This window comes from Streptomyces sp. NPDC101160, from assembly GCF_044768205.1.
GTDB lineage: Bacteria > Actinomycetota > Actinomycetes > Streptomycetales > Streptomycetaceae > Streptomyces.
In genome coordinates this window covers 37,707-61,210 of the sequence record NZ_JBIWPJ010000012.1, presented here as the reverse complement: position 1 = coordinate 61,210, position 23,504 = coordinate 37,707, and the positions used below count along the sequence as shown (strand labels likewise).

General features: G+C 71.0%; 21 protein-coding genes. 6 read left to right on the top strand and 15 right to left on the bottom strand.

Going from position 1 to position 23,504, the window contains the following annotated elements; genetic code table 11:
- Window positions 1-7: 7 nt before the first annotated feature.
- Complete coding sequence (gene mqnP, locus ACIRSU_RS33185; RefSeq protein ID WP_403800260.1) at window positions 8-910, bottom strand: menaquinone biosynthesis prenyltransferase MqnP; 903 nt, start codon at window positions 908-910, stop codon at window positions 8-10.
- Window positions 907-2,358: a menaquinone biosynthesis decarboxylase gene (locus tag ACIRSU_RS33180; protein ID WP_403800258.1), complete on the bottom strand. Its 1,452-nt coding sequence runs from the start codon at window positions 2,356-2,358 to the stop codon at window positions 907-909. The genes mqnP and ACIRSU_RS33180 overlap by 4 nt, the downstream gene beginning before the upstream one ends.
- 112 nt (window positions 2,359-2,470) lie before the next feature.
- Here ACIRSU_RS33180 and ACIRSU_RS33175 point away from each other — a divergent pair, with 112 nt between their 5' ends.
- Complete coding sequence (locus ACIRSU_RS33175) at window positions 2,471-2,767, top strand: PLD nuclease N-terminal domain-containing protein (protein WP_403800255.1); 297 nt, start codon at window positions 2,471-2,473, stop codon at window positions 2,765-2,767.
- Window positions 2,768-2,780: 13 nt separating this feature from the next.
- Window positions 2,781-3,659, top strand: a complete 879-nt coding sequence (locus ACIRSU_RS33170; protein ID WP_403800252.1) for a LysR family transcriptional regulator — start codon at window positions 2,781-2,783, stop codon at window positions 3,657-3,659.
- On the opposite strand, the gene ACIRSU_RS33165 is transcribed toward ACIRSU_RS33170, so the two are convergent.
- The 3 genes from ACIRSU_RS33165 to ACIRSU_RS33155 form a co-directional block, all read right to left on the bottom strand.
- Window positions 3,571-4,491, bottom strand: a complete 921-nt coding sequence (locus tag ACIRSU_RS33165) for a DMT family transporter (protein WP_403800249.1) — start codon at window positions 4,489-4,491, stop codon at window positions 3,571-3,573. The genes ACIRSU_RS33170 and ACIRSU_RS33165 overlap by 89 nt on opposite strands.
- Window positions 4,492-5,610: 1,119 nt before the next feature.
- Window positions 5,611-5,958, bottom strand: a complete 348-nt coding sequence (locus tag ACIRSU_RS33160; protein WP_403800246.1) for a hypothetical protein — start codon at window positions 5,956-5,958, stop codon at window positions 5,611-5,613.
- Entirely contained in the window at window positions 5,955-6,284 is a 330-nt protein-coding gene (locus tag ACIRSU_RS33155; RefSeq protein ID WP_403800243.1) for a hypothetical protein, read from the bottom strand. Before ACIRSU_RS33155 ends, ACIRSU_RS33160 begins: the two co-directional genes overlap by 4 nt.
- Window positions 6,285-6,450: 166 nt before the next feature.
- Here ACIRSU_RS33155 and ACIRSU_RS33150 point away from each other — a divergent pair, with 166 nt between their 5' ends.
- Window positions 6,451-6,699, top strand: coding sequence for a GntR family transcriptional regulator (locus tag ACIRSU_RS33150; RefSeq protein WP_403800240.1), 249 nt, complete (start codon window positions 6,451-6,453; stop codon window positions 6,697-6,699).
- A gap of 19 nt (window positions 6,700-6,718) precedes the next feature.
- Here ACIRSU_RS33150 and ACIRSU_RS33145 read toward each other — a convergent pair whose 3' ends face one another.
- On the bottom strand, window positions 6,719-7,954 hold the full coding sequence (locus ACIRSU_RS33145) for an acyltransferase family protein (RefSeq protein ID WP_403800237.1): 1,236 nt from the start codon (window positions 7,952-7,954) through the stop codon (window positions 6,719-6,721).
- 254 nt (window positions 7,955-8,208) lie between these two features.
- On the opposite strand from ACIRSU_RS33145, the gene ACIRSU_RS33140 reads away from it, so the two are divergent.
- Both ACIRSU_RS33140 and ACIRSU_RS33135 read left to right on the top strand, forming a co-directional pair.
- Window positions 8,209-10,305, top strand: coding sequence for a hypothetical protein (locus ACIRSU_RS33140; RefSeq protein ID WP_403800234.1), 2,097 nt, complete (start codon window positions 8,209-8,211; stop codon window positions 10,303-10,305).
- Window positions 10,306-10,309: 4 nt separating this feature from the next.
- Entirely contained in the window at window positions 10,310-11,863 is a 1,554-nt protein-coding gene (locus ACIRSU_RS33135; RefSeq protein WP_403800231.1) for an ABC transporter substrate-binding protein, read from the top strand.
- A gap of 49 nt (window positions 11,864-11,912) precedes the next feature.
- Here ACIRSU_RS33135 and ACIRSU_RS33130 read toward each other — a convergent pair whose 3' ends face one another.
- From ACIRSU_RS33130 to hemL, 8 genes are all read right to left on the bottom strand, one after another.
- Complete coding sequence (locus ACIRSU_RS33130) at window positions 11,913-12,446, bottom strand: SRPBCC domain-containing protein (protein WP_403800228.1); 534 nt, start codon at window positions 12,444-12,446, stop codon at window positions 11,913-11,915.
- A gap of 37 nt (window positions 12,447-12,483) precedes the next feature.
- Entirely contained in the window at window positions 12,484-13,563 is a 1,080-nt protein-coding gene (gene ccsB, locus ACIRSU_RS33125; RefSeq protein WP_403800226.1) for a c-type cytochrome biogenesis protein CcsB, read from the bottom strand.
- A complete protein-coding gene (locus ACIRSU_RS33120; RefSeq protein WP_403800224.1) occupies window positions 13,560-15,335 on the bottom strand; it encodes a cytochrome c biogenesis protein ResB in 1,776 nt (591 codons plus the stop codon). The genes ccsB and ACIRSU_RS33120 overlap by 4 nt, the downstream gene beginning before the upstream one ends.
- Window positions 15,336-15,345: 10 nt before the next feature.
- On the bottom strand, window positions 15,346-16,089 hold the full coding sequence (locus ACIRSU_RS33115; protein WP_403800221.1) for a cytochrome c biogenesis CcdA family protein: 744 nt from the start codon (window positions 16,087-16,089) through the stop codon (window positions 15,346-15,348).
- Between the two features lie 13 nt (window positions 16,090-16,102).
- Window positions 16,103-16,708, bottom strand: a complete 606-nt coding sequence (locus tag ACIRSU_RS33110; RefSeq protein ID WP_403800218.1) for a TlpA family protein disulfide reductase — start codon at window positions 16,706-16,708, stop codon at window positions 16,103-16,105.
- Between the two features lie 101 nt (window positions 16,709-16,809).
- On the bottom strand, window positions 16,810-18,072 hold the full coding sequence (locus tag ACIRSU_RS33105) for a hypothetical protein (protein WP_403800215.1): 1,263 nt from the start codon (window positions 18,070-18,072) through the stop codon (window positions 16,810-16,812).
- Window positions 18,073-18,240: 168 nt separating this feature from the next.
- The gene (locus ACIRSU_RS33100) at window positions 18,241-18,915 is read right to left on the bottom strand and encodes a histidine phosphatase family protein (protein ID WP_403800211.1); all 675 of its coding nucleotides are present in this window, start codon (window positions 18,913-18,915) and stop codon (window positions 18,241-18,243) included.
- The gene (gene hemL, locus ACIRSU_RS33095) at window positions 18,912-20,228 is read right to left on the bottom strand and encodes a glutamate-1-semialdehyde 2,1-aminomutase (protein ID WP_403800209.1); all 1,317 of its coding nucleotides are present in this window, start codon (window positions 20,226-20,228) and stop codon (window positions 18,912-18,914) included. Before hemL ends, ACIRSU_RS33100 begins: the two co-directional genes overlap by 4 nt.
- A gap of 655 nt (window positions 20,229-20,883) precedes the next feature.
- Between hemL and ACIRSU_RS33090 the strand changes: the two genes are divergently transcribed.
- Entirely contained in the window at window positions 20,884-21,453 is a 570-nt protein-coding gene (locus ACIRSU_RS33090; protein ID WP_403800582.1) for a hypothetical protein, read from the top strand.
- Here ACIRSU_RS33090 and ACIRSU_RS33085 read toward each other — a convergent pair.
- Complete coding sequence (locus ACIRSU_RS33085; protein WP_403800206.1) at window positions 21,398-23,431, bottom strand: APC family permease; 2,034 nt, start codon at window positions 23,429-23,431, stop codon at window positions 21,398-21,400. The genes ACIRSU_RS33090 and ACIRSU_RS33085 overlap by 56 nt on opposite strands.
- Window positions 23,432-23,504 lie beyond the last annotated feature (73 nt).

Genomic DNA, 23,504 nt, shown 5'->3' with positions numbered 1-23,504 from the left:
CCGGCCACTAGGGCGTCAGCCCGCGCACGAGGAGGTCGAGCAGCGCGCACACGAAGAGCGCGATCCCGATGAAGCCGTTGACGGTGAAGAACGCCCGGTTCAGCCTCGACAGGTCGTGCGGCTTCACGATCGAGTGCTCGTAGCAGAACGCCACCACCACGATCACCAGGCCCGCCCAGAAGAAGCCGCCCGCCTGCGTCGCCAGGGCGTACCAGACGAGCAGCGCCGTCGTGACGACCGCCGAGACCCGCGCGCCCCACAGGGCGGCCGGGATGCCGAAGCGGGCCGGGACGGACATGACGCCGTGGGCGCGGTCCGCCTGGACGTCCTGGCAGGCGAAGATCAGGTCGAAGCCGCCGATCCAGATGCCGACGGCGAGACCGAGGATCACCGCCTCCCACGACCACTCGCCCGTCACGGCGAGCCAGGCGCCGATCGGGCCGATGGACTGGGCGAGGCCGAGGATCGCGTGCGGGAAGTTCGTGAACCTCTTCCCGTACGGATAGACCACCATCGGGATCACCGCGAGCGGCGCGAGCGCCAGGCACAGCGGGTTGAGCAGTGCCGCCGCGCCGAGGAAGACGACGACGGCGATGCCGGCCCCGGTCCACGCGGACTTCACCGACACCGCGCCGGTCACCAGCTCCCGGTTCGCGGTGCGCGGGTTACGGGCGTCGATCTCGCGGTCGATGATCCGGTTGCAGGCCATGGCGAAGGTCCGCAGGCCCACCATGCAGACGGTCACCAGGAACAGCGTCCACCAGTGGATCTGCTGGTCGAGCCGGTACATGGCCGTCAGGGCGGCGATGTACGCGAAGGGCAGCGCGAAGACCGAGTGCTCGATCATCACCAGGCGCAGGAACGCCTTCGTGCGCCCCGGCTGGGCGCCGGGGACGGCCGCGGTCGTCACAGCCCGTACTCCTTCCAGCGGCGGTCCACCAGGGCCGCCGTCGCCGGGTCCGACTCGACCATGTCCGGCCAGCCGCCGTCCCGGGTGTAGCCCTCCTCGGGCAGCTTCTTCGTCGCGTCGATGCCGGCCTTGCCGCCCCAGAACTGCTGGTAGGAGGCGTGGTCCAGATGGTCCACCGGCCCCTCGACGACGGTCAGGTCGCGGGAGTAGTCGGTGTTGCCGAGGGCCCGCCAGGACACCTCGTGCAGGTCGTGCACGTCGCAGTCCTTGTCGACCACGATGATCAGCTTGGTCAGCGACATCATGTGCGCGCCCCAGATGGCGTGCATGACCTTCTGCGCGTGCTTCGGGTACTTCTTGTCGATCGAGACGATCGCGCAGTTGTGGAAGCCACCGGACTCCGGCAGGTGGTAGTCCACGATGTCCGGCACGATGATCTTGAGGAGCGGGAGGAAGAACCGCTCCGTCGCCCGGCCCAGCGGCCCGTCCTCGGTCGGCGGGCGGCCGACCACGATCGACTGGAGCAGCGGGCGCCGCCGCATCGTGATGCAGTCGATCTTCAGCGCGGGGAACGGCTCCTGCGGGGTGTAGAAGCCGGTGTGGTCGCCGAACGGCCCTTCCGGCAGCATCTCGCCCGGCTCCAGCCAGCCCTCGATCACGACCTCCGCCTGTGCGGGGACCTGGAGCGGCACGGTCTTGCAGTCGACCATCTCGATCCGCTTGCCCTGCACGAAGCCCGCGAAGAGGTACTCGTCGATGTCGCCGGGCAGCGGCGCCGTCGAGGCGTACGTGACGGCCGGCGGGCAGCCGAAGGCGATCGCGACCGGCAGCCGCTCGCCCCGCTCCGCGGCGACCGCGTAGTGGTTGCGGCTGTCCTTGTGGATCTGCCAGTGCATGCCGATGGTGCGCTTGTCGTGCCGCTGGAGGCGGTAGAGGCCGAGGTTGCGGACCCCGGTCTCCGGGTGCTTGGTGTGGGTGAGCCCCAGGTTGAAGAAGGAACCGCCGTCCTTGGGCCAGGTGAAGAGGGCGGGGAGGGCGTCGAGATCGACGTCGTCCCCGGTGAGGACGACCTCCTGGACGGGCGCGTCCTTGACCTTCTTCGGAGGCACGTGGACCATCGAGCCCAGCTTCCCGAACGCCTCGCGGACGCCGACGAAGCCCTGCGGCAGCTCCGGCTTGAGCAGCCCGCCGATCTTCTCGCTGATCTCCTCGTACGACTTGAGACCGAGCGCCTTGAGGAGCCGGCGGTCCGTGCCGAAGACGTTCATCGCCAGCGGCATCGAGGAGCCCTTGACGTTCTCGAAGAGGAGCGCCGGGCCTCCCGCCTTGTTGACGCGGTCGACGATCTCCCCGACCTCCAGGTACGGATCGACTTCGGCCTTGATGCGCTTGAGGTCGCCTTCGCGCTCCAGTGCCCTGAGCAGCGAGCGGAGATCGTCGTAAGCCATACGGGCAAGTATCGGTCACCGGCTAGTCTGAGCCTGTCACCGGGGCCGCCGGACGCGCCCCCGCCACCGCTTGGCCGCCGCTTCGGCCGCTGCTTCCAGGGGGCTTGTCCACATGCTCAGGGCGCTGCTGTTCATCCTGCCGCTGGCGCTGATGATCTACGCCTTCATCGACTGCCTGAACACCCCCGAGGACGAGGTGAAGCACCTGCCGAAGGTGGTGTGGGTGATCGTCGTCCTGCTCTTCTGGGTCGTCGGGGCGGTCGGCTGGCTCGCGGCGGGCAAGCAGCGCCGGGGCACGGCGCGCGGCGGCCGGTGGGTCGCGCCGGACGACAACCCGGAGTTCCTGAGGTCGCTCGACGAGCGGGAACGGCGGGACAGGGGCCGGGACGAGGACGGCGAGAAGTCCTGAGGGGACCGCGCTGATGGAGCTCCGACTCCTCGTCACCTTCGAGAAGGTCGCCACGGTCCTCTCCTTCACCCGGGCCGCCGCCGAACTGGCGTACGCCCAGTCGTCCGTCACCGCCCAGATCCGCGCCCTGGAGTCCGACCTCGACGCCGAGCTCTTCGAACGGCTCGGCTCGCGCATCCGCCTCACCGAGGCCGGCGAGCGGCTCCTGCCGTACGCCCGGCAGATGATCGCGCTCGCCGCGGAGGCCCGGGCGGCGGTCGCGGCCGGGGACGGCGAACCGGCCGGGACGATCACCGTCGGCACGATGGAGTCGCTGACCTCCTACCGGCTGCCGCCGCTCCTGGAGCTCTTCCACCACCGCTATCCGGGCGTCCGGCTCTCGCTGCGCCCCACCCTCGGCGACGCGACCCGGCAGGCGCTGCGCCAGGGCACGTACGACCTGGGCCTCCTGATGGAGCGGGAGACCGCGCACGAGGGCCTGGAGAGCGAGGTCCTCGGCGCCGAGCCGCTGGCCCTGGTGGCCGCGCCCCGGCATCCGCTGGCCGGCCGGACCGGACTGACGACGGCGGACCTGGCGGCGGTGGGTCTGGTGGGCACGGAGCCGGGCTGCGCCTACCGGGACCTGTTCGAGGCGGAGTTGCGGCCGTATGGTCCGGTCTTCACGGAGTACGGGACGATCGAGGCGAGCAAGCGGGGCGTCGCGGCCGGCCTCGGCATCGCACTGCTGCCCCGGATCACCGTCGAAGGGGAACTGGCGTCCGGGGAGCTGGTGGCGCTGGACTGGGAGCCGCCGTTCACCCTCTTCACGCAGATCGCGTGGCGGCGGGGGAAGCGGCTGCCGGCGCACGTCCGGCTGTTCGTGGAGCAGGCGCGGCGGCTCGCCCAAGAGTGACCTTCAGGCTCGCGAGCACGATCAGCGGCACGCCGAGCGCCTGGACGAGCCCGATGTGGTGCCCGTACACGGCCCAGTCGACGCCCATCGCGACGGCCGGGTAGGTGAAGGCGAGCACCGCGATCCGGGCGGTGGGCAGCTTGGCGTACGCCGCGTACATCAGCACGTACATCACCCCGGTGTGGATGAGCCCGAGCCCCGCGAGCCAGCCCCACCCGGCCCCGAGCCGCGCCGCCTCGCCGAAGCCGGCGAACGGCAGGAGCAGCGGAATTCCGACGGTGACCTGCACGAGCGCGATGAGGTGCGGCCGTACGCCGCTGATCCGCTTGGTCACGATGGTCGAGAGCGCGTAGAGCACGGCGGCGGCGAGCGCGAACCCGAGCCCCTTCAGTGACGCGGTGTCCCCGGGCCGCACCCCGGAGACCAACACCAGCCCGGCGAAGGCGACCACGAGCCACCCCACCTTCGCCGCCCCGATCCGCTCCCGCAGCACGACCGCGCCGAACAGCACGAGGAAGAACGGCTGCGTGTGGTAGACGACGGTCGCGAACGAGATCGAGGTGGCCTCGTACGCCTCGAACAGGAACACCCAGTTGAAGACGATGAACGCCCCGCCGAGCGCGGCGAGCCCGAGCTTCCGGGGCGTGAACCCGTGGCCGGTGAAGAACCCGCGGGCGAGGGAGTAGACCCCGAGCGCGAGCGCGCCGAAGAGGCACCGGAAGAACACGACGGTGAACGGGGAGGCGCCCGACTGGACGACGAAGACGCCGAGGGTGCCGGACAGCACCATGGCGAGGGTCAGTTCGAGGGTCCCGCGTGTCTCGTTTCTCATATGAACGACGCTATGGAGGCGGGCCGGGGGCGGTCCACGAGCCAGCGGGGGGTGCTGGCGATGGGGCGATCGGCGAAGCCGATGGCGTGACGCGCGAGTGGGGGCGGGGGCCTGAGGCGGCCGGTGTTGGCGCTGTCGACTTCGGCGACGTGCGGCCGGGCCGCGCGGGGGTCCGGGGGCCGCCCCGCGCCGTAGGCGGGCTGGCTGCCGTGTGGTGGGGGGCTCCGGGTATCGCTCCCGAGCAGGGGACTTCGTACTGCCCGGCGGGTGGGGGCTCGACTTGCGGCCGGGGCCGGGGGAGCAGTTCGGGCCGTCCGGGGAGCGCGGTCGTGGAATGGGGTGCCCCATCCCGCCATAGCGGCTGACGGCCACCAGTTGGTCGAGCCTCATGCCCCGCTGGTCACCGCCGGTGGGTGGTGAGGTGGTGCGGAACAGCCCTTCGCCCGCCATCAACGCCCAACAGACCCATTCCATGCGGTCAGACCGGTGTGTCTTGGCAGGTGGAAGTGGTTGATGGCGGGGAAAGGGTTGGCGGCGGCGGGAACCGGCCGGGGTTTCCGAACCCTTCGCCCGCCGGCGCGCGAAATCCCCGGCCCTGGTGGGGCAGAAGAGAACTCCTGTGACTCCAGAGACGACCCGGGACCGGCCATGGCGGGGAAAGGGCTCGCCACGGCGGGAACGATCACCGCCCCTGGGAGTGACCAGCGGGGCATGAACCCCAACCAAACGGCGACAGATGGCCGCTGAGCCGGGACTGGGCACCCCATTCCACGTCCGCGCTCCCCGGACGACCCGAACTGCTTCCCCTGTCCCGGCCACAAACCGAGCCCCCACCCGCCGGGCAGCACATGCTCCCGCTCGGGAGCGATACCCGGGCCCACCTACCACGCACCCGCAGCCCGCCTACGGCGGGAATGGATACCCGGACCCCCTGCGCGGCCCTGCCCCCGGCCGCCCTCCGAGTGTGAAAAGGCCGTCGGAGCCACCGGGTCAAGGGTGGGCGCAGCCCATCGCGCAGCGACGCGACGAAGGAGCGCCCTTGACGCGGTGGTGGAGGGGGCCACACTCGGAGAGAGGGCGGCCGCACGTTGCCGACCCCAGGCCGCCCGCCCCGACCACCTACTGTTCCCCGGCCACGTGGCAGACGCACCCGCACACCAGGTAGCGCACCCCCGGTACGCCCGAGTCACGCGGCACATGGTCCCGGCAGCGGTCGTGGAAGCCGACGATGCAGCGTGGTGACTGGTACTCCGGCTCGGGCGCGGCCCCGACGGCGTGGGCCAGCAGCGACACGCTCACCGCGTCGGCGATCTCACGCGTCACCCACCACGCGTCACCGGCGCGGTCGCGGTGCGGGCCGTCGTGCCCCGCCGCGAGCACGCAGACCGAGCCCGCGCACACCGGCCGCATCACCTCGACCACGGCGATGACGGGCCGCCGCGCCCCGCAACGGCTCAGGCGGCTCACCGGACGGCCCGGGCGTGGATGTTCCGCTGGTCGATGTCCACGCCGACCGTGGCCAGCCACAGCGCCCGCCGCCGCCTGCGCTGCGCCGCTCGCGCGGCGGGCCCGGACACGTAGGGCCGTGCGAGTGGCGACCGCGCGCCGTCGATGAGCGTCGACTGCTCCCGCGCGTACGGGGAGCGCCGAACGGGGGCCCGGTGCCGCGGCGCGCAGGCCGGCGGCGCCGGGCGGGGGCGGTGCCTGCCGGTGGGTGGCAGGGTCAGCATGAGCAGCCAGAGGAGGGCGGGAATCAGGACCCGGCCCAGTGGGTGCGCGATAAGGTTCCGCACGTCGTCAACTCCTACGTGTTGGCGGCCATGCCCCGGGACCGGTACCAGCGGTCGCCGGGGTCTTCCGTTCGTGCCCAAACCGTAGTGGCGTGCTACACCGTGCTACATCACTCTGTAGCTAGAGTCATCCAAACGTGTCTCTGTATGACTATCTAGCGTTGGAAGCATGAGCCTGGATCCGGAGTCGGGACGCCCGCTGTACATGCAGCTGGCCGAGATAATCGCCGCGAAGATCGAGACCGGGGAGTTCGCCCCGGACCGGATGATCCCCACTCCGGCCCGTCTCGCCGAGGAGCACGGCATCGCCGTGCTGACCGCCCGCCGCGCGATGCGCGAACTGCGCGAGCGAGGTCTGATCATCACCGTGCCCGGCAAGGGCTCCTACGTCACTCCCCTGGACCACGGGAACACGTAACCCCGCCCCGCGACACGGCTCAGCGCCCCGCCGCCACCGGCTCCGACCGTTCCGCCTCCGCCGCGCGCTGCCCCGGGATCGTACGGCCGCCGGCGCCCGGCGTACGACGCCGTCCCAGGTCCTTCAGGCGCAGCGCGGGGCGTTCGACGAGGTGCCAGGAGAGCGCCGCGCAGAGCAGCGTGAGGACCATGGTGATGGCCAGGTACGCGGACATGCCCCAGCGGGTCCAGCCGAGGACGGCCAGGGTCTGCTGGACGACGAAGCCGTAGATGTAGATGCCGTACGAGTAGTCGTTGCGGGCGCCGATGCGGCGGAACGGGGCCGGGAGACGGATCGCCAGCCACAGCAGGGTGTACGCGAGGGCCGGGATGCCGGCGACGAAGAAGTAGCCGTAGTGGAGGCTGCCGGCGAGGACCGCGACGGCGGCGACGCCGAGCCAGTCGCTGACCGGGATGCGGTCGCGGTAGACCTCGATGAGGACGCCGAGGCAGAAGGCGAAGCCGAGGTAGATGATGAACGCCGGGGTCACGACGCCGAGCAGCGGCAGGTCGATCGCCTCGAAGTAGCGGGCCTTGCTGGGGCCGCCCCAGAAGGGCGTGCTGAGGGCCTGTCGGGCGATGAGCCAGAGCAGGAGCCCGGTGATGAGCACGATGGCGCGGCGGGCCCGGGTGAGGACGCCGGTGACGGCGAGGACGGCGACGCCGATGTAGCAGAGGAACTCGTAGCGCAGGGACCACAGGGCGCCGTCGAAGGCGCCGTTGTGCAGCGTGCCGGTCGACCGGAGATGGCCGAGAAGTCCGGAAATGTCGTACTGCCGCATGGCGAGCGACCAGTTGCTGCGCAGATAGTCCACCGGGCCCTGCGGGCCGTCGAATCCGTCCAGGCTGCCGTAGGTGCGCCAGTACAGGTACGGCGCCACCCCGAAGGCGGTGACGAGGAGGCACACCCAGAACCCGGGCAGGATGCGCAGCACCCGGTGCCAGAAGTAACGGCCGATCGGAAGCCGGGCGCCGCTGCGGGACACGAGGATGCCGGAGAGCACGAAGAAGCCGTACACCGCGATGGTGCCGAGCGTCAGCTGGCCGTGGCTGAAGCCGAGCAGATGCTCCTCGCCTCCGTACCCGAGTATTCGGGCGTGGGAGACGACGACGGCCGTGGCGAGGCCGAGCCTGAGGAAGCCGAGGCTGTTGTCGCGGCCGGTGAACAACTCGGCCACGGTCCCATGGGACCAGGGCAGCGCGAAACCGCGACGCATGACTATTTCCTTAAGGTTCGACCGGCCGCACATCATCGGCCACCCTGTTCACACTTGTCCAGTCCTGTCCGATGCCCACGCTCGGTTCCGGACAACGCGCACAACCGGCCGCGACCCCGGCCCCGGGCCCGACGGCACGGGCACCGCCCGGCCACGAACATCCGCACAAACCCTGGCCGAACCCCAACACCCCACGGATATCCTGGACTTGAGGATGTGACGGGGCACGTCTGCTGGGATGCGGGGGGTGTCGGGTGGACAGAGTCCTGTACGGCCGCGAGGCGGTGTTCCATCGCACCGGGCTTGCCGCGCGGCTGGTCGGGCTCGACGGGGAACGGCTCGGGGCCGTCCGGTACGAGCACGGGGACGACCCGCCGGTCGTCGTGTTCACCGGCGGGCGCGGGATGGGAAAGACCGCGCTGCTCAAGCAGCTGCGCAACACCTACAAGGGCGCCACGCCGCTCGCGTTCGTCGACTGCGCGCACATCGAGCCGCCCGCCGACCACGGGCCGGGGTGGACCGAGCTGACCGGGGCGCTCGCCGAGCTGGCGGTGCAGCTGTCGCCGAAGGTGACCGGGGCGCGGCCGGTGAAGTTCCCGCGGCTCTCGCTCGGTCTCGTCGCGGTCGCGTCGATCAGCTGGACGCGGGAGGACGAGGAGCGGGCGCAGGGCGATCTGCAGCGGCTCGGGCCGGTGCTCTCGACGGTCGACGCGACGAAGGGCGCGGCGACGAACTGGGTCACCAAGGTGCTCACCAAGCTCGCCGCGACCTTCGCCGAGACCGCCGCCCCACTCGCCGGGCTGCTCGCCGAGGCGACCGTGGAGACGGTCCTGGAGGAGGTGTTCGGCCGGGTCCAGCAGAAGTCGGAGGGCTGGTACGGCACGTACCGCAACGCCGGCGGCCGCGGCAAGGCCGGCCTCCAGCAGCTCGCCATCGACTTCGCGCAGGGGGGCCGGCGCCGCCAGGAGGCCGAGGACTTCCTCGTCGGCGCCCTGATCGAGGACCTCGGCCAGGCGTACAAGGGCCTGGCCCGGGCCGGCACCCGCCGCGGCCGGCCCGTGCTGCTGCTCGACAACGCGCACGGCGAACTGGGCCGCCGGCTCGTCGAACCGGTCCTGCGCGCCCGCCACGAGGGCCGCCGCGACAAGGTGGTGGTGTTCGCCACCTCCCGGGTGCACGACCACGAGGGCATGCGCCACGCGCACCGCACCCGGCTGCCCGAGACCACGCACCGGGCGCCCGCGCCGCGCGGCGGCGACATCACCTCCGGCATCCTCGCCGTCGCGCTCACCCCGCTGTCGCCCGCCCAGACGCAGGCCGCCTTCGACCGGCTCGACCCGTCCGGCCGTACCCCCGCCGACCTGGCCCGCGGCGTGCACCGGCTCACCGGAGGCCGCCCGCTCGGCGTGACGCTGCTCGGGCAGGCCACCGCCGAGGCCCCGCGCGCCGAACGGCCCGGCCTCACCCCGGGCGCGCTGCTCGACCTGACCGTGGAGCTGCGCGAGGACGCCCGGCCGGTGCCGGTCGTGCCCGCGCTGCTCCAAGCCCTCCTGCCCCAGCCGCGCCTGGAGCCGTTCACCGTCCTGGCCGCCGCCCATGACGAGGAGTCGGCCCGGCTGCTCGCCCGCACCCGGCTGCACACCGAGTCCCGGGACGGCGACATGGCGCTGCGGGTACGGGACCTGCTGCGCGCCGAGGACTGGGCGGAGGGCCCCGAGCACTTCGTCGCCGACCCGCTGCTGCGCGCCCTGCTGCTGCACCGGCTGCGCTTCGCCGACGGCGACCATCCGCGGCACGCCGCCTGGCGCGCCGTCCACGAGACCCTGCACCGGCACTACGACCAGGACGCCACCCGCCCGTATCGGCTCTACCACGAACTGGCCCTGGGCCGGGTGGAGAACGCGGTGACCCATCTGCGGACCACCTTCCCCGAGCCCGACGTGCTCGGCTGGCTGGGCCGGCTCCGTTTCATCGCCTCCGCGCCCTACCCGCGCGAACCGCACGCCACGGGCCGGCCCGCCGGGCCCGACCCGCGACGGGCCGTCGCCCTCGGACAGGAGTCCCGCCGGCAGACGCCGGACGCCCTGCCCGCCGGGCTGAACGCCGACGGCAAGGCCCTGCACCTGTCCGTACGGCGCCTGCTGCACGCCGTATGGCTGCTCACCGATCCGCTCGCCCTGCCCGACGGCGAGGTGACCGAGAAGCTGGCGCACGAGCTGCGCCAGCTCTCCGTCCGCCATCTGACGGGAAACAGCCCCCTGTGGGACGCGGCCACGCACTGGCCGAAGGACATCCACGCCTGGCGCCGGCTCACGCTGCCGCCGGGCCGCGACCGCGAGGACGGAGTCTGAGGTCATGGCCGACCGGCTGAGCAACTTCCTCCGCACATTCCTCTACACCCCGCGGCAGAAGCTCGTCGCCGCGCTGATCGCCCTGGTCGTCGTCGGCGTGCCGCTGGGGTACGGGATCAAGTCCGTGACCACGCCGGAGGACCGCTCGTGCGCGCCGGGCGTCGCCCGCCCGCAGGACTCGGACGAGTGCGTGGGCGTCGCCACCGCCGGCGACGGCTACGCCTTCGGGCTGCCCGACCTCGCCGAGATCGCCGGCCGCATCGGCGCCGAGAACGCCACGCTCAAGCCCGACGAGTACGCCACCGTCGCCGTCCTGCTCCCCTACACCTCCACCGACCCCGGCATGCGCGTCAAGGTGCTGCACGAGACGCAGGGCGCCTACGCCCGCCAGTACCGCGCCAACCACGAGTCCAACAGCGAGACCCCCAAGATCCGCCTGGTCCTCGCCAACAGCGGCAAGAACAACGCCCACTGGCAGAGCGTCGTCGAGCAGCTCAAAGCCATGACCGACGCCCCGCACCGGCTGCGCGTGGTGACCGGCATCGCCACCTCGTCCGACCCGATACGCGGGACCGTCGCCGCCCTCACCGGCGCGGGCATCGCCGTCGTCGGCACCACCATCACCGCCGACGACATCGCCGACGGCCCCGGCGCCGCCCACGACCGCTACCCCGGCCTCGCCCGGGTCTCCCCCACCAACAACGACGAGGCCAAGGCGCTCGCCCACTTCGGCAAGGTGAACGCCGGCAAGGCGCTGCTCGTCCAGGACACCCGCAACGGCGACCACTACACCGACACCCTCAAGTCGGCCTTCGCCGCCTCCCTCAAGGGCGCCCCCTACGAGCCGCAGCTCTTCACCTCGCCCGCCGACCCCACCGACGAGGGCAACACCGCCAACACCTTCCGGCAGATCACCCACCTCATCTGCGACACTCGCGCCGAGACCGTGTTCTTCGCCGGCCGCCACACCCAGCTGCGCCAGTTCATCAACGCGCTGGGCGCCCGCGGCTGCGCCGAGCGCTCCTTCACCGTCCTCACCGGCGACGAGGGCTCCTACCTGGGCGCCGACAAGCTGCTCGACCGGCAGGCCCTGAAGAACCGGCTCACCGTCCGGTACGCGTCGCTCGCCCACCCCGACGCCTGGCTGCCCGCGCCCGGCCGGCCGGTCCCGGCGACGGGCGGTTCGACCGTCGCGTACCAGACCTTCGTGACCGACATCGCCCGCGCCTCCGCCAAGCCGGTCGCGCTCGCCGACGGGCAGGCCATCGTCGCGTACGACGCCATGGCCACGGCCGTCCACGCCATCCGCCAGGCCACCCCGGACAACGCCGCCCATCCGGACCTCGCCGACGTCCGCACCCAGTGGCCGCAGGTCAAGGGCTCGCTACGGGTCGAGGGCGCGGGCGGCTGGATCTGCCTGGACAACTACGGCAACCCGTACAACAAGGCGGTCCCGATCGTGCAGCTGGCGCAGGACGGCAGCCAGCGCTTCGTGGCCATCGCCTGGCCGGAGGGCGCGCCGCCGGCGACGAGCTGCCTGCCGCCGCGCAGGGGATGAGCCCTGCAGGTCCACAGGGCTGAACCCTTACGGGTTCACGGCTCCGGGTTCACGGCTCCCAGGCCGGCCACGGCGCCTCGTCCCGCGCGTACACCTCCCGCAGCTGCCGCCACCGCGCGTCCGTCCAGTCGCGCCAGTCCGTCGGCCGCCCGTCCAGCGCGTCCCGCAGCCGCTCCAGGTGGTCGTGCCAGCCCGCCAGCATGTCCAGCTTGGCCTCGCGCGTCCCGTGGAAGTCCGCCGTGAAACGCAGCACGGTCGACCCGGCCGCGTCCGGCCGGCCCGGTTCCAGGTGGAAGCGGATCCGGCCGTGCGGCGGGCCGACCGTGTACTCGGCCACGACCTCGGGGTCCCAGGCGGTCACCCGCCCGGACACCACCGTGTCGCCGTTGAGCCAGCGGAGCGTGACGCGCCCGCCGAGCCGGGGCTCCAGCGGATCCGCCGCGCACAGCCACGAGGGCAGGCCCTCGGGCGAGGCGACGGCCGCCCAGACCACCGGCACCGGGTGCGGGAGGTCGACCACGTACCGCAGCAGGTGCTCGTCGATGTCGTGGGTCTCGGCCCTGCCCCGGGGTATCTCGCTCATACCTCCAGCGTGACCCCGGGGCAGCCGGCCCGCTAGCTCACACCCCGGCGTACGAGTGCTTGCTGCTCACGAAGATGTTGACGCCGTAGTAGTTGAAGAGGAAGCAGCCGAAGGCGATGAGCGCGATGTACGCGGCCTTGCGGCCCTTCCAGCCGGCCGTGGCCCGGGCGTGCAGGTACGCCGCGTAGCCGACCCAGGTGATGAAGGACCAGACCTCCTTGGCGTCCCAGCCCCAGTAGCGGCCCCACGCGTCGCCGGCCCAGATCGCGCCCGCGATGATCGTGAAGGTCCACAGCGGGAAGACCGCCGCGTTGACGCGGTACGCGAACTTGTCGAGCGTCGCCGCGGCCGGCAGCCGCTCCAGGACGGAGCGGGTGAAGGAGCTCGGGCTGCCGCCGAGCGCCAGCTTGTTCTCGTACGAGTCGCGGAACAGGTACAGCAGGGTGGCGACGGCGCCGAGGTAGAACACCGCGCCGCAGAAGATCGCGGTGGAGACGTGGATCCACAGCCAGTACGAGTGCAGCGCCGGGACCAGCTGGTCGCTGTCGGTGTAGAGCCAGGTGGTGGCCACGCCGAGGTCGAGCAGGACGGTCGTCACCAGCGGCAGACCCATCCAGCGGATGTTCTTCCGCGCGGCCAGGAAGCCCAGGTACGCGCCGGTCGCCACCGTGGAGAAGGTGACCGAGAACTCGTACATGTTGCCCCACGGCGCCCGCTGCACCGAGAGCGCGCGGGTGACCACGCCGCCCGCCTCGATGAGGAAGGCGAGCGCGGTGAGCGAGACGGCCATCCGGCCGTACAGGTCGCCCTTCTCCGTGCCGCCGGCCGCGCCGGGGCCGTCCGGGACGTCCCGGGCACCGGCCGCGGCGCGCGTGACGACCTTCGGCCGGTCGAGCACGGCGGTGCCTCCGCCGGCCGTCTTGACCCGCACGGCCGGGGCCGAGGCGGCGGCGGTCTGCGTCAGCGCGGCGGCGGTGCGGCCGACCTTGCTGCGGCTGCCCAGCACCCACTCGGCGATGTGGGCCAGGAAGGCGAGGGTGTAGACGGCCATCGACGAGTAGATGAGGTAGTTACTCGTCTGCGCCAGGCTCTCGTTGGTCGCGGCGGCGAGGATCACTTCTCAGCCCCTTCGGACTCTGCGGCAGGTGCCTCGTCGACAGGTGTGTCGGCGGGTGTGTCGGCGGGTGTGTTGGCGGGTTCTTCCGCCGTTGCCGGCGTGGGTTCGGGATCCGGCGCCGTCGGCGCCTCGGCGTGGAGCAGGACCGCGAGTTCGGCCAGCTCCTCGGGCAGCTTGGCGGACTCGCTCCGCCCCAGGCCCGCCATCTCGACGACGGTGACGCCGTCCGTACCGCGCACCGCCCGGACCCAGATCCGACGGCGCTGGATGAAGAGTGAGCCGGCGAGACCGGCGATGGCGGCGATCGCGCCCGTCAGGGCGAGGCCGGTGCCGGGCTGCTGGGTGATCTGGAAGCTCGCCCACTCCTTGATCTCCTTCTCGAAGGTGATCGAGCCGGCGCCGTCCGGCAGGGTCATGGTCTCGCCCGGCAGCAGCCGGTTGGCCTTGCCGGTGCCGCCCGCGACCGCGAACTGCTTCATCTTGGACGTGTCGAGCTGGTACACGTTCTGCGGCAGACCGGAGTTCACGCGCAGGTCGCCGTGGTAGCCGGTGAGCGCCATCACGGGGAAGCCCAGGCCGGGGAACTGGGAGAACATCGTGCCCTTGCCGGCACCGGCGAAGGTCGGCACGAAGAAGGCCTGGAAGCCCAGCTGCTCCTTCTTGCCGTTCTTGTCGCGGTAGCCGTCCATCACCTTGACGGCGCCGGTGGAGGTGATGTTGTTGTCGATGGGCAGCAGCGGTACGGGCTCGTGCATGACGACCTTGCCGCGCCCGTCCCGGACGGTGACCATCGGCGCGTACCCGTGGGCGATCAGATAGACCTTCGCGCCGTCGACCATCAGCGGCTCGTTGACCCGGATGACCGACTTCTTGTCGGGGCCGCCGCCCTCCGAGTACGTGACCGCCGCCTCGAAGGTGCGCGGAGTGCCCGCCTGCGGGCCGGTCTTCTCGTACGTGCCGGTGAACTCGTCCAGCCTGAAACTGAACGGCGGCAGGTCCTCGACGCCGAAGAGCGAGCCCGACTTGAAGTCGTCGTACTGGGTGAGCGTGTTGGAGAAGCCGTCGCCCTCGACGATCAGCTTGCCGCCCTCGGACTTGAACAGCTGGCCCCAGGCGAAGGCGACCAGCATCACGATGAGCGCGACGTGGAACATCAGGTTGCCGGCCTCGCGCAGATAGCCCTTCTCCGAGGCCACGGCGTCGCCGACGGTGTGGGCGCGGAAGCGGCGGCCCTTGAGGATGCGCAGCGCGGCCTCGCGGACCTGCTCGGGCTCGGCCTCGGTGCGCCAGGTGGTGTACGCGGGGAGGCGGGTGAGCCGCTTGGGGGCGCCCGGCGGGCGGCTGCGCAGCTGGCCGACGAACTGCCAGGTGCGGGGCACGATGCAGCCGATGAGCGAGACGAACAGCAGGATGTAGATCGCGGAGAACCACACCGAGCTGTAGACGTCGAAGAGCTGGAGCTTGTCGTAGATCGGCGCGAGGGTCCGGTGGGCCTCCTTGAAGGTCCGCACCTTCAGCTCGTCCGCGCTGTTCTGCGGGATGAGCGAGCCCGGGATCGCGCCGAGGGAGAGCAGGAAGAGCAGGATCAGCGCGACCCGCATGGAGGTGAGCTGCCGCCAGAACCAGCGGATCCAGCCGATGACCCCGAGGGTGGGGCCGCCGATGAGGGTGTCGTCGGCGAGCTCCTGGGGCGCGGTGGACAGCTGGGCCCCGGCCGCGCCGAGACCGCCCTCCGGCTGCTCGCGCTCTTCTGTCGTCTCTGTCTTGCTCATCTCGGAACTCTCAGATCCCCACCGTGAAACCGCTGGACCAGCTCTGCATCGTGGAGACCATGGTGTCCCATGCGCCTGTGAGCAGCAGGACGCCGGTCACGATCATCATGCCGCCGCCGATCCGCATCACCCACGTGTAGTGCTTCTTCACCCAGGCGAACGCGCCGAGCGCCTTGCGGAAGGCGACGGCCGTCAGGATGAACGGAAGGCCGAGACCGAGGCAGTACGCGACGGTCAGGATCGCCCCGCGGCCGGCGCTGGCCTCCTGCGCGGCGAGCGCGTTGACGGCGGCGAGCGTCGGGCCGATGCACGGCGTCCAGCCGATGCCGAACAGCGCGCCGAGCACGGGCGCGCCGATGAGTCCGGTGCTCGGCTTCTTGTGGAAGCGGAACTCGCGCTGGGTGAACCAGGGCATGAGGCCCATGAAGAACACGCCCATGACGATCATGAGCACGCCGAGTATCGTCGTCAGGGTGTCGCGGTGCTCCTGGAGCGTCCAGCCGAAGTAGCCGAAGAGCGCGCCGCTGGAAACGAAGACGGCGGAGAAGCCGAGCACGAACAGGGTCGCGCCGGCGGTCATCCGGCCGCGCCGGGCCTCGCCGAGGTCGGTGCCGGTGACGCCGGTCACGTAGCTCAGATAGCCGGGGACGAGCGGCAGCACGCACGGCGAGAAGAAGGAGACGAGTCCGCCGAGCGCGGCGATCGGCAGCGCGAGCAGCAGGGTGCCGCTCAGGACCGTCTGGTTGGGATCCACGTCAGGTTCCCCGTCACTTCTCGGCGAGCAGCGGGTCGATCATGGAACGGAGCTTGGTCTCGTCGAGCGCCATGAGGGAGCGCGCGGCGATCTTTCCGTCCTTGTCGAGAACGATGGTGGACGGAATGGCCTGCGGAATCATGGAGCCCTTGGGGAATCCGTTGAGAATGAGCTTTCCGGCCGGGTCGTAGAAGCTGGGATAGGTGATCCCGTAGTCGGCCTCGAACTGGTGGGGCTTGGTCTTGTCGAAGTCGCGGGTGTTGATCCCGACGAACTCCACGCCCTTCGCCTTGTACTCCTGGGAGACCTTCGCGAAGTGGGGGGCCTCGGCGCGGCAGGGGGGGCACCAGGAGCCCCAGACGTTGAGGACGACGACCTTGCCCTTGAAGTCGGCGACGTCGAGCTGCTTGCCGTCGAGGGTCTCGCCGGCCAGCTTGCCGGTCTTCTCCCGCTCGCCCTTGGCGACGGTGGAGATCCCGCCCGTGTTGGTCACGAAGTTGGTGCCACCACCGCCACCGGACTTGCCGTTGGAGTCGGAGCTGCATGCGGTCAGCGCGAGCGCGGCGGCCAGGGTTCCGACCGCCAGCAGGGCGCGACGAGGGGCGCGGCTAAGGCTCATGTGAAAAGTTTCGCATGGGCGTTTCGGGGATCTTGGGCGCCCCCCTACGTGCCCGTAAAGCCCCTTGTCAAGAAAGCCTAAGCATGTCCGTCAGCCGTATCTCAGACGGTCTTCAGGAATGTGCTCCAGCCGCCCGCCGGAGACTGGCCGACTTCAAGAGTACGCAGCTTCGCGAGGATCTTCGGATCCTGCACGTCCAGCCAGTCCGTGAACTGCTTGAAGGAGACGAGCCGGACGTCCTTCTTGCCGGCCATCTGCTTCAGGGCCTCCTCGACGGCGTCCATGTAGATGCCGCCGTTCCACTGCTCGAAGTGGTTGCCGATGAAGAAGGGCGCGCGGTTCGTCTCGTACGCGCGCCTGAAGCCCGACACGTACGCCTCGGTGGCCTGCTCGCGCCAGCCCGGGTAGCGGGAGGGCATGCCCTTGGTGGTGTTCTTCGACTGGTTGGCCAGCATGTTGTAGTCCATCGAGAGGACCTCGAAGGAGTGACCCGGGAAGGGCACGGCCTGGAGCGGGAAGTCCCAGATGCCCTTCCGCTTGACCGGCCACATCTGGCGGCCGCCCGGCGAGCTGGCGTCGTAGCGCCAGCCGAGCCGCTTGGCGGTCGGCAGCAGGTTGTCCTGGCCGAGCAGGCAGGGGGTGCGGCCCCCGACGAGCTCCTTGGCGTAGTCGAAGGGCAGCGCGTCGAGGTCGCTCCAGCCACTGTTCGTCTTCCACTTCGTCACGAAGCCGATCGCCTGGTCGATCTCGTTCTGCCAGTCGGCCGGGGTCCAGTGGGCGACGGAGCCGGAGCCGCCGCAGAAGTGCCCGTTGAAGTGGGTGCCGATCTCGTGGCCCTCCAGCCACGCCTGGCGGACGTACTTCAGGGTCGCCTTGACGTGCTCGTCGGTGAGGTAGCCGATGTCGGAGGCGCCGACGCGGTTGTTCGGCGGCCGATAGAGGTCCTTCTTCGACTCGGGCAGCAGATAGAGCCCGGAGAGAAAGAAGGTCATCCGCGCGTCGTGGTTCTTGGCCAGCTCGAGGAAGCGCGGGAAGAGGCCGTTGCCGACCTCGCCGGCGCCGTCCCAGGAGAACACCACGAACTGCGGCGGGGTCTGACCGGGCTGCAGCGGCACGGGGGCGTCGGGCTGGTTCGGCTGCTTTCCGGTGTCGGAGGTGGAACCGTCACCGATGGGCTTGCCGTCGTTCTGCGTGGGCGTGGGGGAACCGTCCGGGCCACCGTCCGCGTTCCCGTCCTTGCCCGAACCCGAACGGCCACCCTTGTCCGGGCCGTTGGTGCTGCACCCGGCGATCCCGAGCGCCGCGGCCGCCCCGACGCCCGCGCCGAGGAGCTTCCTCCGGCTGACCTGCCCGATCCCGCGCATCCGATCCCCACATCCCGCAAATACAACGACGCAACCGACATCCAGTGAGATGCCGGGAGGAACTCGGAGGTTCCGGGAAATAACACAATAATTTCAGGGCGGCCGTTCGCCCGTGCAAGACACGAACGAACGACCGCCCTGATGATGTGCCAGGAAGCCCGGTGCGGGCTACGCCCCGAAGGCCTTCGCCTTCCCCTTGACCGGCTTGGCCCCGGCGCGCAGATGCTCCGGTACGAGGTCCAGGGCCGGCTCGCTGTAGCCGACGGACACGATCCGGTCGCCCTGGTACGTGAACGAGGTCAGCGAGGCCAGCGTGCACTGCCGCCGCCGCGGGTCGTGCCACAGCCGGCGCTTCTCCACGAAGCTGCGCACGATCCAGATCGGCAGCTGGTGGCTCACGCACACCGCCTCGTGGCCGCGCGCCGCGTCCTTCGCCGCGTCGAGCGCGCCCATCATGCGCACGACCTGCTCCAGGTACGGCTCGCCCCAGGACGGCTTGAACGGGTTGGTGAGGTGCCGCCAGTTGCCCGGCTTGCGCAGCGCACCGTCGCCGACGCCGAAGGTCTTGCCCTCGAAGACGTTCCCCGCCTCGATGAGGCGCGGGTCGGTGGCCAGGTCAAGGCCGTGGGTCTTGGCGATCGGGGCCGCCGTCTCCTGCGCCCGCTCCAGCGGGGAGGACACGACATAGGTGATGTCCCGGCCGGCGAGGTGCTCGGCGACCCGGTCGGCCATCTGACGGCCCAGCTCGGAGAGGTGGTAGCCGGCGCGGCGGCCGTAGAGGATGCCGTCCGGGTTGTGGACCTCGCCGTGCCGCATCAGGTGGACGACGGTGACGTCGGTCATGCCTGGACCTCCGTGGCCTCGGCGGCGGCGCGGGCGGCCGCGGGCAGGGCGGCGGCGATGCGCTCGACCGCGCGCTCGTCGTGGGCGGTGGACACGAACCAGGACTCGAAGGCCGACGGCGGCAGGTAGACGCCGTCCGCGAGCATCGAGTGGAAGAAGGCGTTGAAGCGGAACGCCTCCTGCTTCTTCGCGTCGTCGTAGTTCCGCACCTCGTCCGCGGTGAAGAACACCGAGAACATGTTGGACGCGGTCTGCAGCCGGTGCGCCACGCCCTCCTTGGTCAGCGCGTCCGTGACCAGGCCCTGGATCTCCTCGGACACCGCGTCGACCTTGTCGTACGCGGCCTGGTCGAGCAGCTTCAGCTGCGCGAGTCCGGCGGCGGTCGCGACCGGGTTACCGGAGAGCGTGCCGGCCTGGTAGACCGGGCCGGCCGGGGCGAGGTGACCCATGACGTCGGCGCGGCCGCCGAAGGCCGCGGCCGGGAAACCGCCGCCCATGACCTTGCCGAAGGTCATCAGGTCGGGGCGGACGCCGTCGACGCCGTACCAGCCGGCCCGCGAGGTGCGGAAACCGGTCATGACCTCGTCGGAGATGTACAGCGCGCCGTTCTCCCGGCACAGGTCCGCGAGGCCCTGGTTGAAGCCCGGCAGCGGCGGCACGACGCCCATGTTGCCCGGCGACGCCTCGGTGATCACACAGGCGATCTCGCCCGGGTGCGCGGCGAACGCGGCGCGCACCGCCTCCAGGTCGTTGTACGGCAGCACGATCGTGTCACCGGCCTGGGCGCCGGTCACGCCGGGCGTGTCGGGCAGGCCGAAGGTGGCCACACCGGAGCCGGCCGCGGCGAGCAGCGCGTCCACGTGGCCGTGGTAGCAGCCCGCGAACTTGACGACCTTCGCCCGCCCGGTGAAGCCGCGGGCGAGCCGGATCGCCGACATCGTCGCCTCGGTGCCGGAGGACACCAGGCGGACCTGCTCGACCGGCTCGATCCGCGCCACGATCTCCTCGCCGAGCGCGACCTCGCCCTCGCCCGGCGTGCCGAAGGAGGTGCCGCGCGCCACCGCCGCCTGGACCGCCGCGGTCACCTCGGGGTGCGCGTGCCCGAGGATCATCGGCCCCCACGAGCAGACGAGGTCGACGTACTCGCGACCGTCGGCGTCGGTGAGGTACGGACCGGTACCGGACACCATGAACCGGGGCGTTCCGCCCACGGCCCGGAAGGCTCGAACCGGAGAGTTCACGCCGCCGGGCGTCACAACCGAGGCGCGGTCGAAAAGCGTCTGTGAGACTGGAGCTTCGTATGAATACGGCACTGTGATCCTGACCTGCGAGTACGACGTGTGATACGGAGGGACGGTGTGGGCACCCTGTGAATTACGCCGGGGCGTCTGTCCTCCGCGTCTGCGAAACTGGGGCGTCATAGGGATGGCTCACGGAATCCATGGTGTCAGAGGCCACGGCGATCTTGCGGACAGGTGTTTCACCGCAGGACCCTGGGGGAGGTCACTGTCACGATGATCGGACCGCGTGGCGGACGCGTGCGGCCTGGAACAGTAGTCGGGTGGAGATATGCATCGCGGTGGCGGACCGGGTGAGGGGACTGACGACCTGGGTCCCGACCCTGTCCGGCGGGGGAGGCACCGGCGCCGGAGGACGGAAGAGCCGAGGGCCAACGAGCCGCGCACGGGCGAGCCGAGACCGGGCGATCCGAGGTCGAGCGAGCCGAGGTCGACTGAGCCGAGGCCGAGTGAGCTGAGGGGGAACGAGCCGAGGGGGAACGAGCCGCGACCGGGCGAGTCGCGGGTGAGCGATCCCCGGAGGAACGAGCCGAGAATGGGCGAGTCCCGGACGGGCGAGGGGCGCATGGGTGAATCTCGTACGGGCGAGTCGCGCCTGGGCGGGGAGGCTCCGAAGAGCGGCGACGCTTCGAGGGGCGGCGAGCCGCCGGCCGGGGATCCGGGCGGTGTCGTGGACGACTCGCGACTCGGCCGGGCCAGGGCCCGGCGTGCCCGGGCGGCGCGCGAGGCACGGGAGACACGGGAGACCACCGACCGGATCGACGGACCGGCGGTGGACGGCGCGAGTGTCGGGAGAGGCCGCTTGGGGGTGACGTACAAGTACTTCGGCGCACCGGACGGCGCGACCGCAGCCCGTGTCCCGATCTCGATGCGTCCCGAGGAGCTCGGCGGCGACGAGCTCGGCATGGGCGGCATGTTCACCCGGATCAAGCCGGAGACCATAGCCGCGATGGTCCTCACCGGCATCCAGGGCATGCCCCTGCACAAGGTCCCTCCGCTCGAGCTCGTCGTCCTGCACCCCGACTACGCGGTGGTGAAGCTGCCCATGACCGCCGTCGACCCGCTGCGCGGGATCGGCGAGGAGTCGGTCGGCGCCGCGGCCTTCATCTGGTCCACGGTCCCCGACCGCGGCGGCCCGCAGGACGCCTTCAACGTCTACCAGCTGCTGCACGAGTGGCAGGACTTCAGCCACCGTCTGCACGAGGCGGGCCACCAGCCGTACTGCCTGGTGTGGCCGTAGGGCCCGGACCACCCGAACCGCCCCTGCCGCCTCCGGCGCCCGCGGCCGCCAGCTCGCGCGCGGACGCGAGCCGGTAGGGGACGTCGATGACCACGACGTTCCTCATGAACAGCAGCCGGGCCTTGAGGCGCAGCGCGCTCTGGTTGTGCAGCGGCTGCTCCCACCAGTGGCCCACGACGTATTCGGGGATGACCACGGAGAAGACCGCGTCGACGCCGCGTTCCGGCGCGTCCCGGATGTGCCGCAGGACCGGCTGCACGATCGAGCGGTAGGGGGAGTTCAGGACCGTCAGCGGCACGTCGATGCCGTGCTCCTGCCACGCGGCCTCCAGCGCCTCCGCCGCGTCCGGGTCCTCGGCGACGGTGACGGCGGCGAGCGAGGCGGGCTTCAGCGTCTTGGCGTACGACAGGGCGCGCAGGCTCGGCGCGTTGACCGAGGCGACCAGGACGAGGACGTGGTTCTCGGCGAGCGGGCGCGGGTGGGCACCGGGCGCGACCGCGACCTCGGCGGCGACGGTGTCGTAGTGGCGGCGCACCCCCTTCATGCCGACGAAGAGCAGCGGCATCGCGATGACGACGATCCAGGCGCCGTGCGTGAACTTGGTGATGAGGACGATCACGAGCACGACGGCCGTCAGGCAGGCGCCGAAGGCGTTGATGGCGAGCCGGCGCAGGACGTTGCGGCGGGCGGCCGAGCCCTTCGGGGTGGCGTCCCGGTTGGCGAGTTCTCGCCGCCAGTGCTTGACCATGCCCGCCTGGGACAGGGTGAAGGAGACGAAGACGCCGATGATGTAGAGCTGGATGAGCCGGGTCAGGTTGGCGTCGAAGGCCACGATCAGGGCGATCGCGGTCAGGGCCAGGAGGATGACGCCGTTGGAGTAGACGAGCCGGTCGCCGCGGTGGACGAGCTGGTGGGGCACGAAGCGGTCGCGCCCCAGGACGGAGGCGAGCATAGGGAAACCGTTGAAGGCGGTGTTGGCCGCCAGGACGAGGACGCCCGCGGTGACGGCCTGGAGGGCGTAGAAGAGGACGTGCCAGTCGCCGAAGGTGGCGCGGCCGATCTGGGCGAGCGCGGTGGAGGTCGGGGTGCCGGGCGGAAGCCCCAGCTGGGTCGGGTCCTCGGCGACGTGCACGTGATAGACCATCGCGAGCGTCGTGATGCCGAAGAACATGGTCACGGAGAAACCGCCCATGATCGCCAGCGTCATCGCGGCGTTGCGGCTCTTCGGCTTCTCGAAGGCCGGTACGCCGTTGCTGATCGCCTCGACGCCGGTGAGCGCGGTGCACCCGGACGCGAAGGCACGCAGACCGAGCAGGACGAGCGCGATGCCCGAGTACGTGGAGACCTCGTTGACCGGCAGGTCCGCGGACTCGGCGCGGATCGTGGCGCCGGTCGCCATCCGGACCGCCGCGACCGCGAACATCAGGTAGATCACGGCGATGAAGGCGTACGTCGGCACGGCGAACCAGCGGCCCGACTCGCGCACCCCGCGCAGGTTCAGCCAGGCCAGCAGGACGACGAAGAGCACGGACAGCAGCGTCGCCGAGCCGTCGAGCGCGGGTGCGGCCGAGGTGATCGCCGCGACCCCGGAGACGACGGAGACGGCGACGGTCATCACGTAGTCGATCAGCAGCGCGCTGGCGGCGGTGAGCGCGGCCGTGGTGCCCAGGTTCTCCGAGGAGACGATGTAGGCCCCGCCGCCGCCCGGGTAGGCGTAGCAGGTCTGCCGGTACGAGGCGACGACCACGAGCAGCAGCACGACGATGCCGATCGCCGCCCACCAGGCCAGATGCAGCACGGCGAGGCCGCCGAGCGCCAGGATCAGCAGGATCTCCTCCGTGGCGTAGGCGACGGAGGAGAGCGGGTCGCTGCAGAAGATCGGCAGGGCGAGCCGTTTGGGCAACAGGGTCTCGCCGAGCCGCGCGCTGTCCAACGGACGTCCTACCAGCAGGCGTTTCGCCACGTTTCCAGCTCTCATAAGTGCTGAAGTTAGGACGAATCAGATCTAATGCGCGGAAGCCGCGCCCGTCCGGAAGGACCAGTCTGTGCTG

Bases quoted from the DNA above. Each gene is read 5' to 3' on its own strand.
- ACIRSU_RS33180 (WP_403800258.1), bottom strand. From the start codon at position 2,358: ATGGCTTACGACGATCTCCGCTCGCTGCTCAGGGCACTGGAGCGCGAA.
- ACIRSU_RS33175 (WP_403800255.1), top strand. From the start codon at position 2,471: ATGCTCAGGGCGCTGCTGTTCATCCTGCCGCTGGCGCTGATGATCTAC.
- ACIRSU_RS33170 (WP_403800252.1), top strand. From the start codon at position 2,781: ATGGAGCTCCGACTCCTCGTCACCTTCGAGAAGGTCGCCACGGTCCTC.
- ACIRSU_RS33165 (WP_403800249.1), bottom strand. From the start codon at position 4,491: ATGAGAAACGAGACACGCGGGACCCTCGAACTGACCCTCGCCATGGTG.
- ACIRSU_RS33150 (WP_403800240.1), top strand. From the start codon at position 6,451: ATGAGCCTGGATCCGGAGTCGGGACGCCCGCTGTACATGCAGCTGGCC.
- ACIRSU_RS33145 (WP_403800237.1), bottom strand. From the start codon at position 7,954: ATGCGTCGCGGTTTCGCGCTGCCCTGGTCCCATGGGACCGTGGCCGAG.
- ACIRSU_RS33135 (WP_403800231.1), top strand. From the start codon at position 10,310: ATGGCCGACCGGCTGAGCAACTTCCTCCGCACATTCCTCTACACCCCG.
- ACIRSU_RS33130 (WP_403800228.1), bottom strand. From the start codon at position 12,446: ATGAGCGAGATACCCCGGGGCAGGGCCGAGACCCACGACATCGACGAG.
- ACIRSU_RS33120 (WP_403800224.1), bottom strand. From the start codon at position 15,335: ATGAGCAAGACAGAGACGACAGAAGAGCGCGAGCAGCCGGAGGGCGGT.
- ACIRSU_RS33110 (WP_403800218.1), bottom strand. From the start codon at position 16,708: ATGAGCCTTAGCCGCGCCCCTCGTCGCGCCCTGCTGGCGGTCGGAACC.
- ACIRSU_RS33105 (WP_403800215.1), bottom strand. From the start codon at position 18,072: ATGCGCGGGATCGGGCAGGTCAGCCGGAGGAAGCTCCTCGGCGCGGGC.
- ACIRSU_RS33100 (WP_403800211.1), bottom strand. From the start codon at position 18,915: ATGACCGACGTCACCGTCGTCCACCTGATGCGGCACGGCGAGGTCCAC.
- ACIRSU_RS33085 (WP_403800206.1), bottom strand. From the start codon at position 23,431: ATGAGAGCTGGAAACGTGGCGAAACGCCTGCTGGTAGGACGTCCGTTG.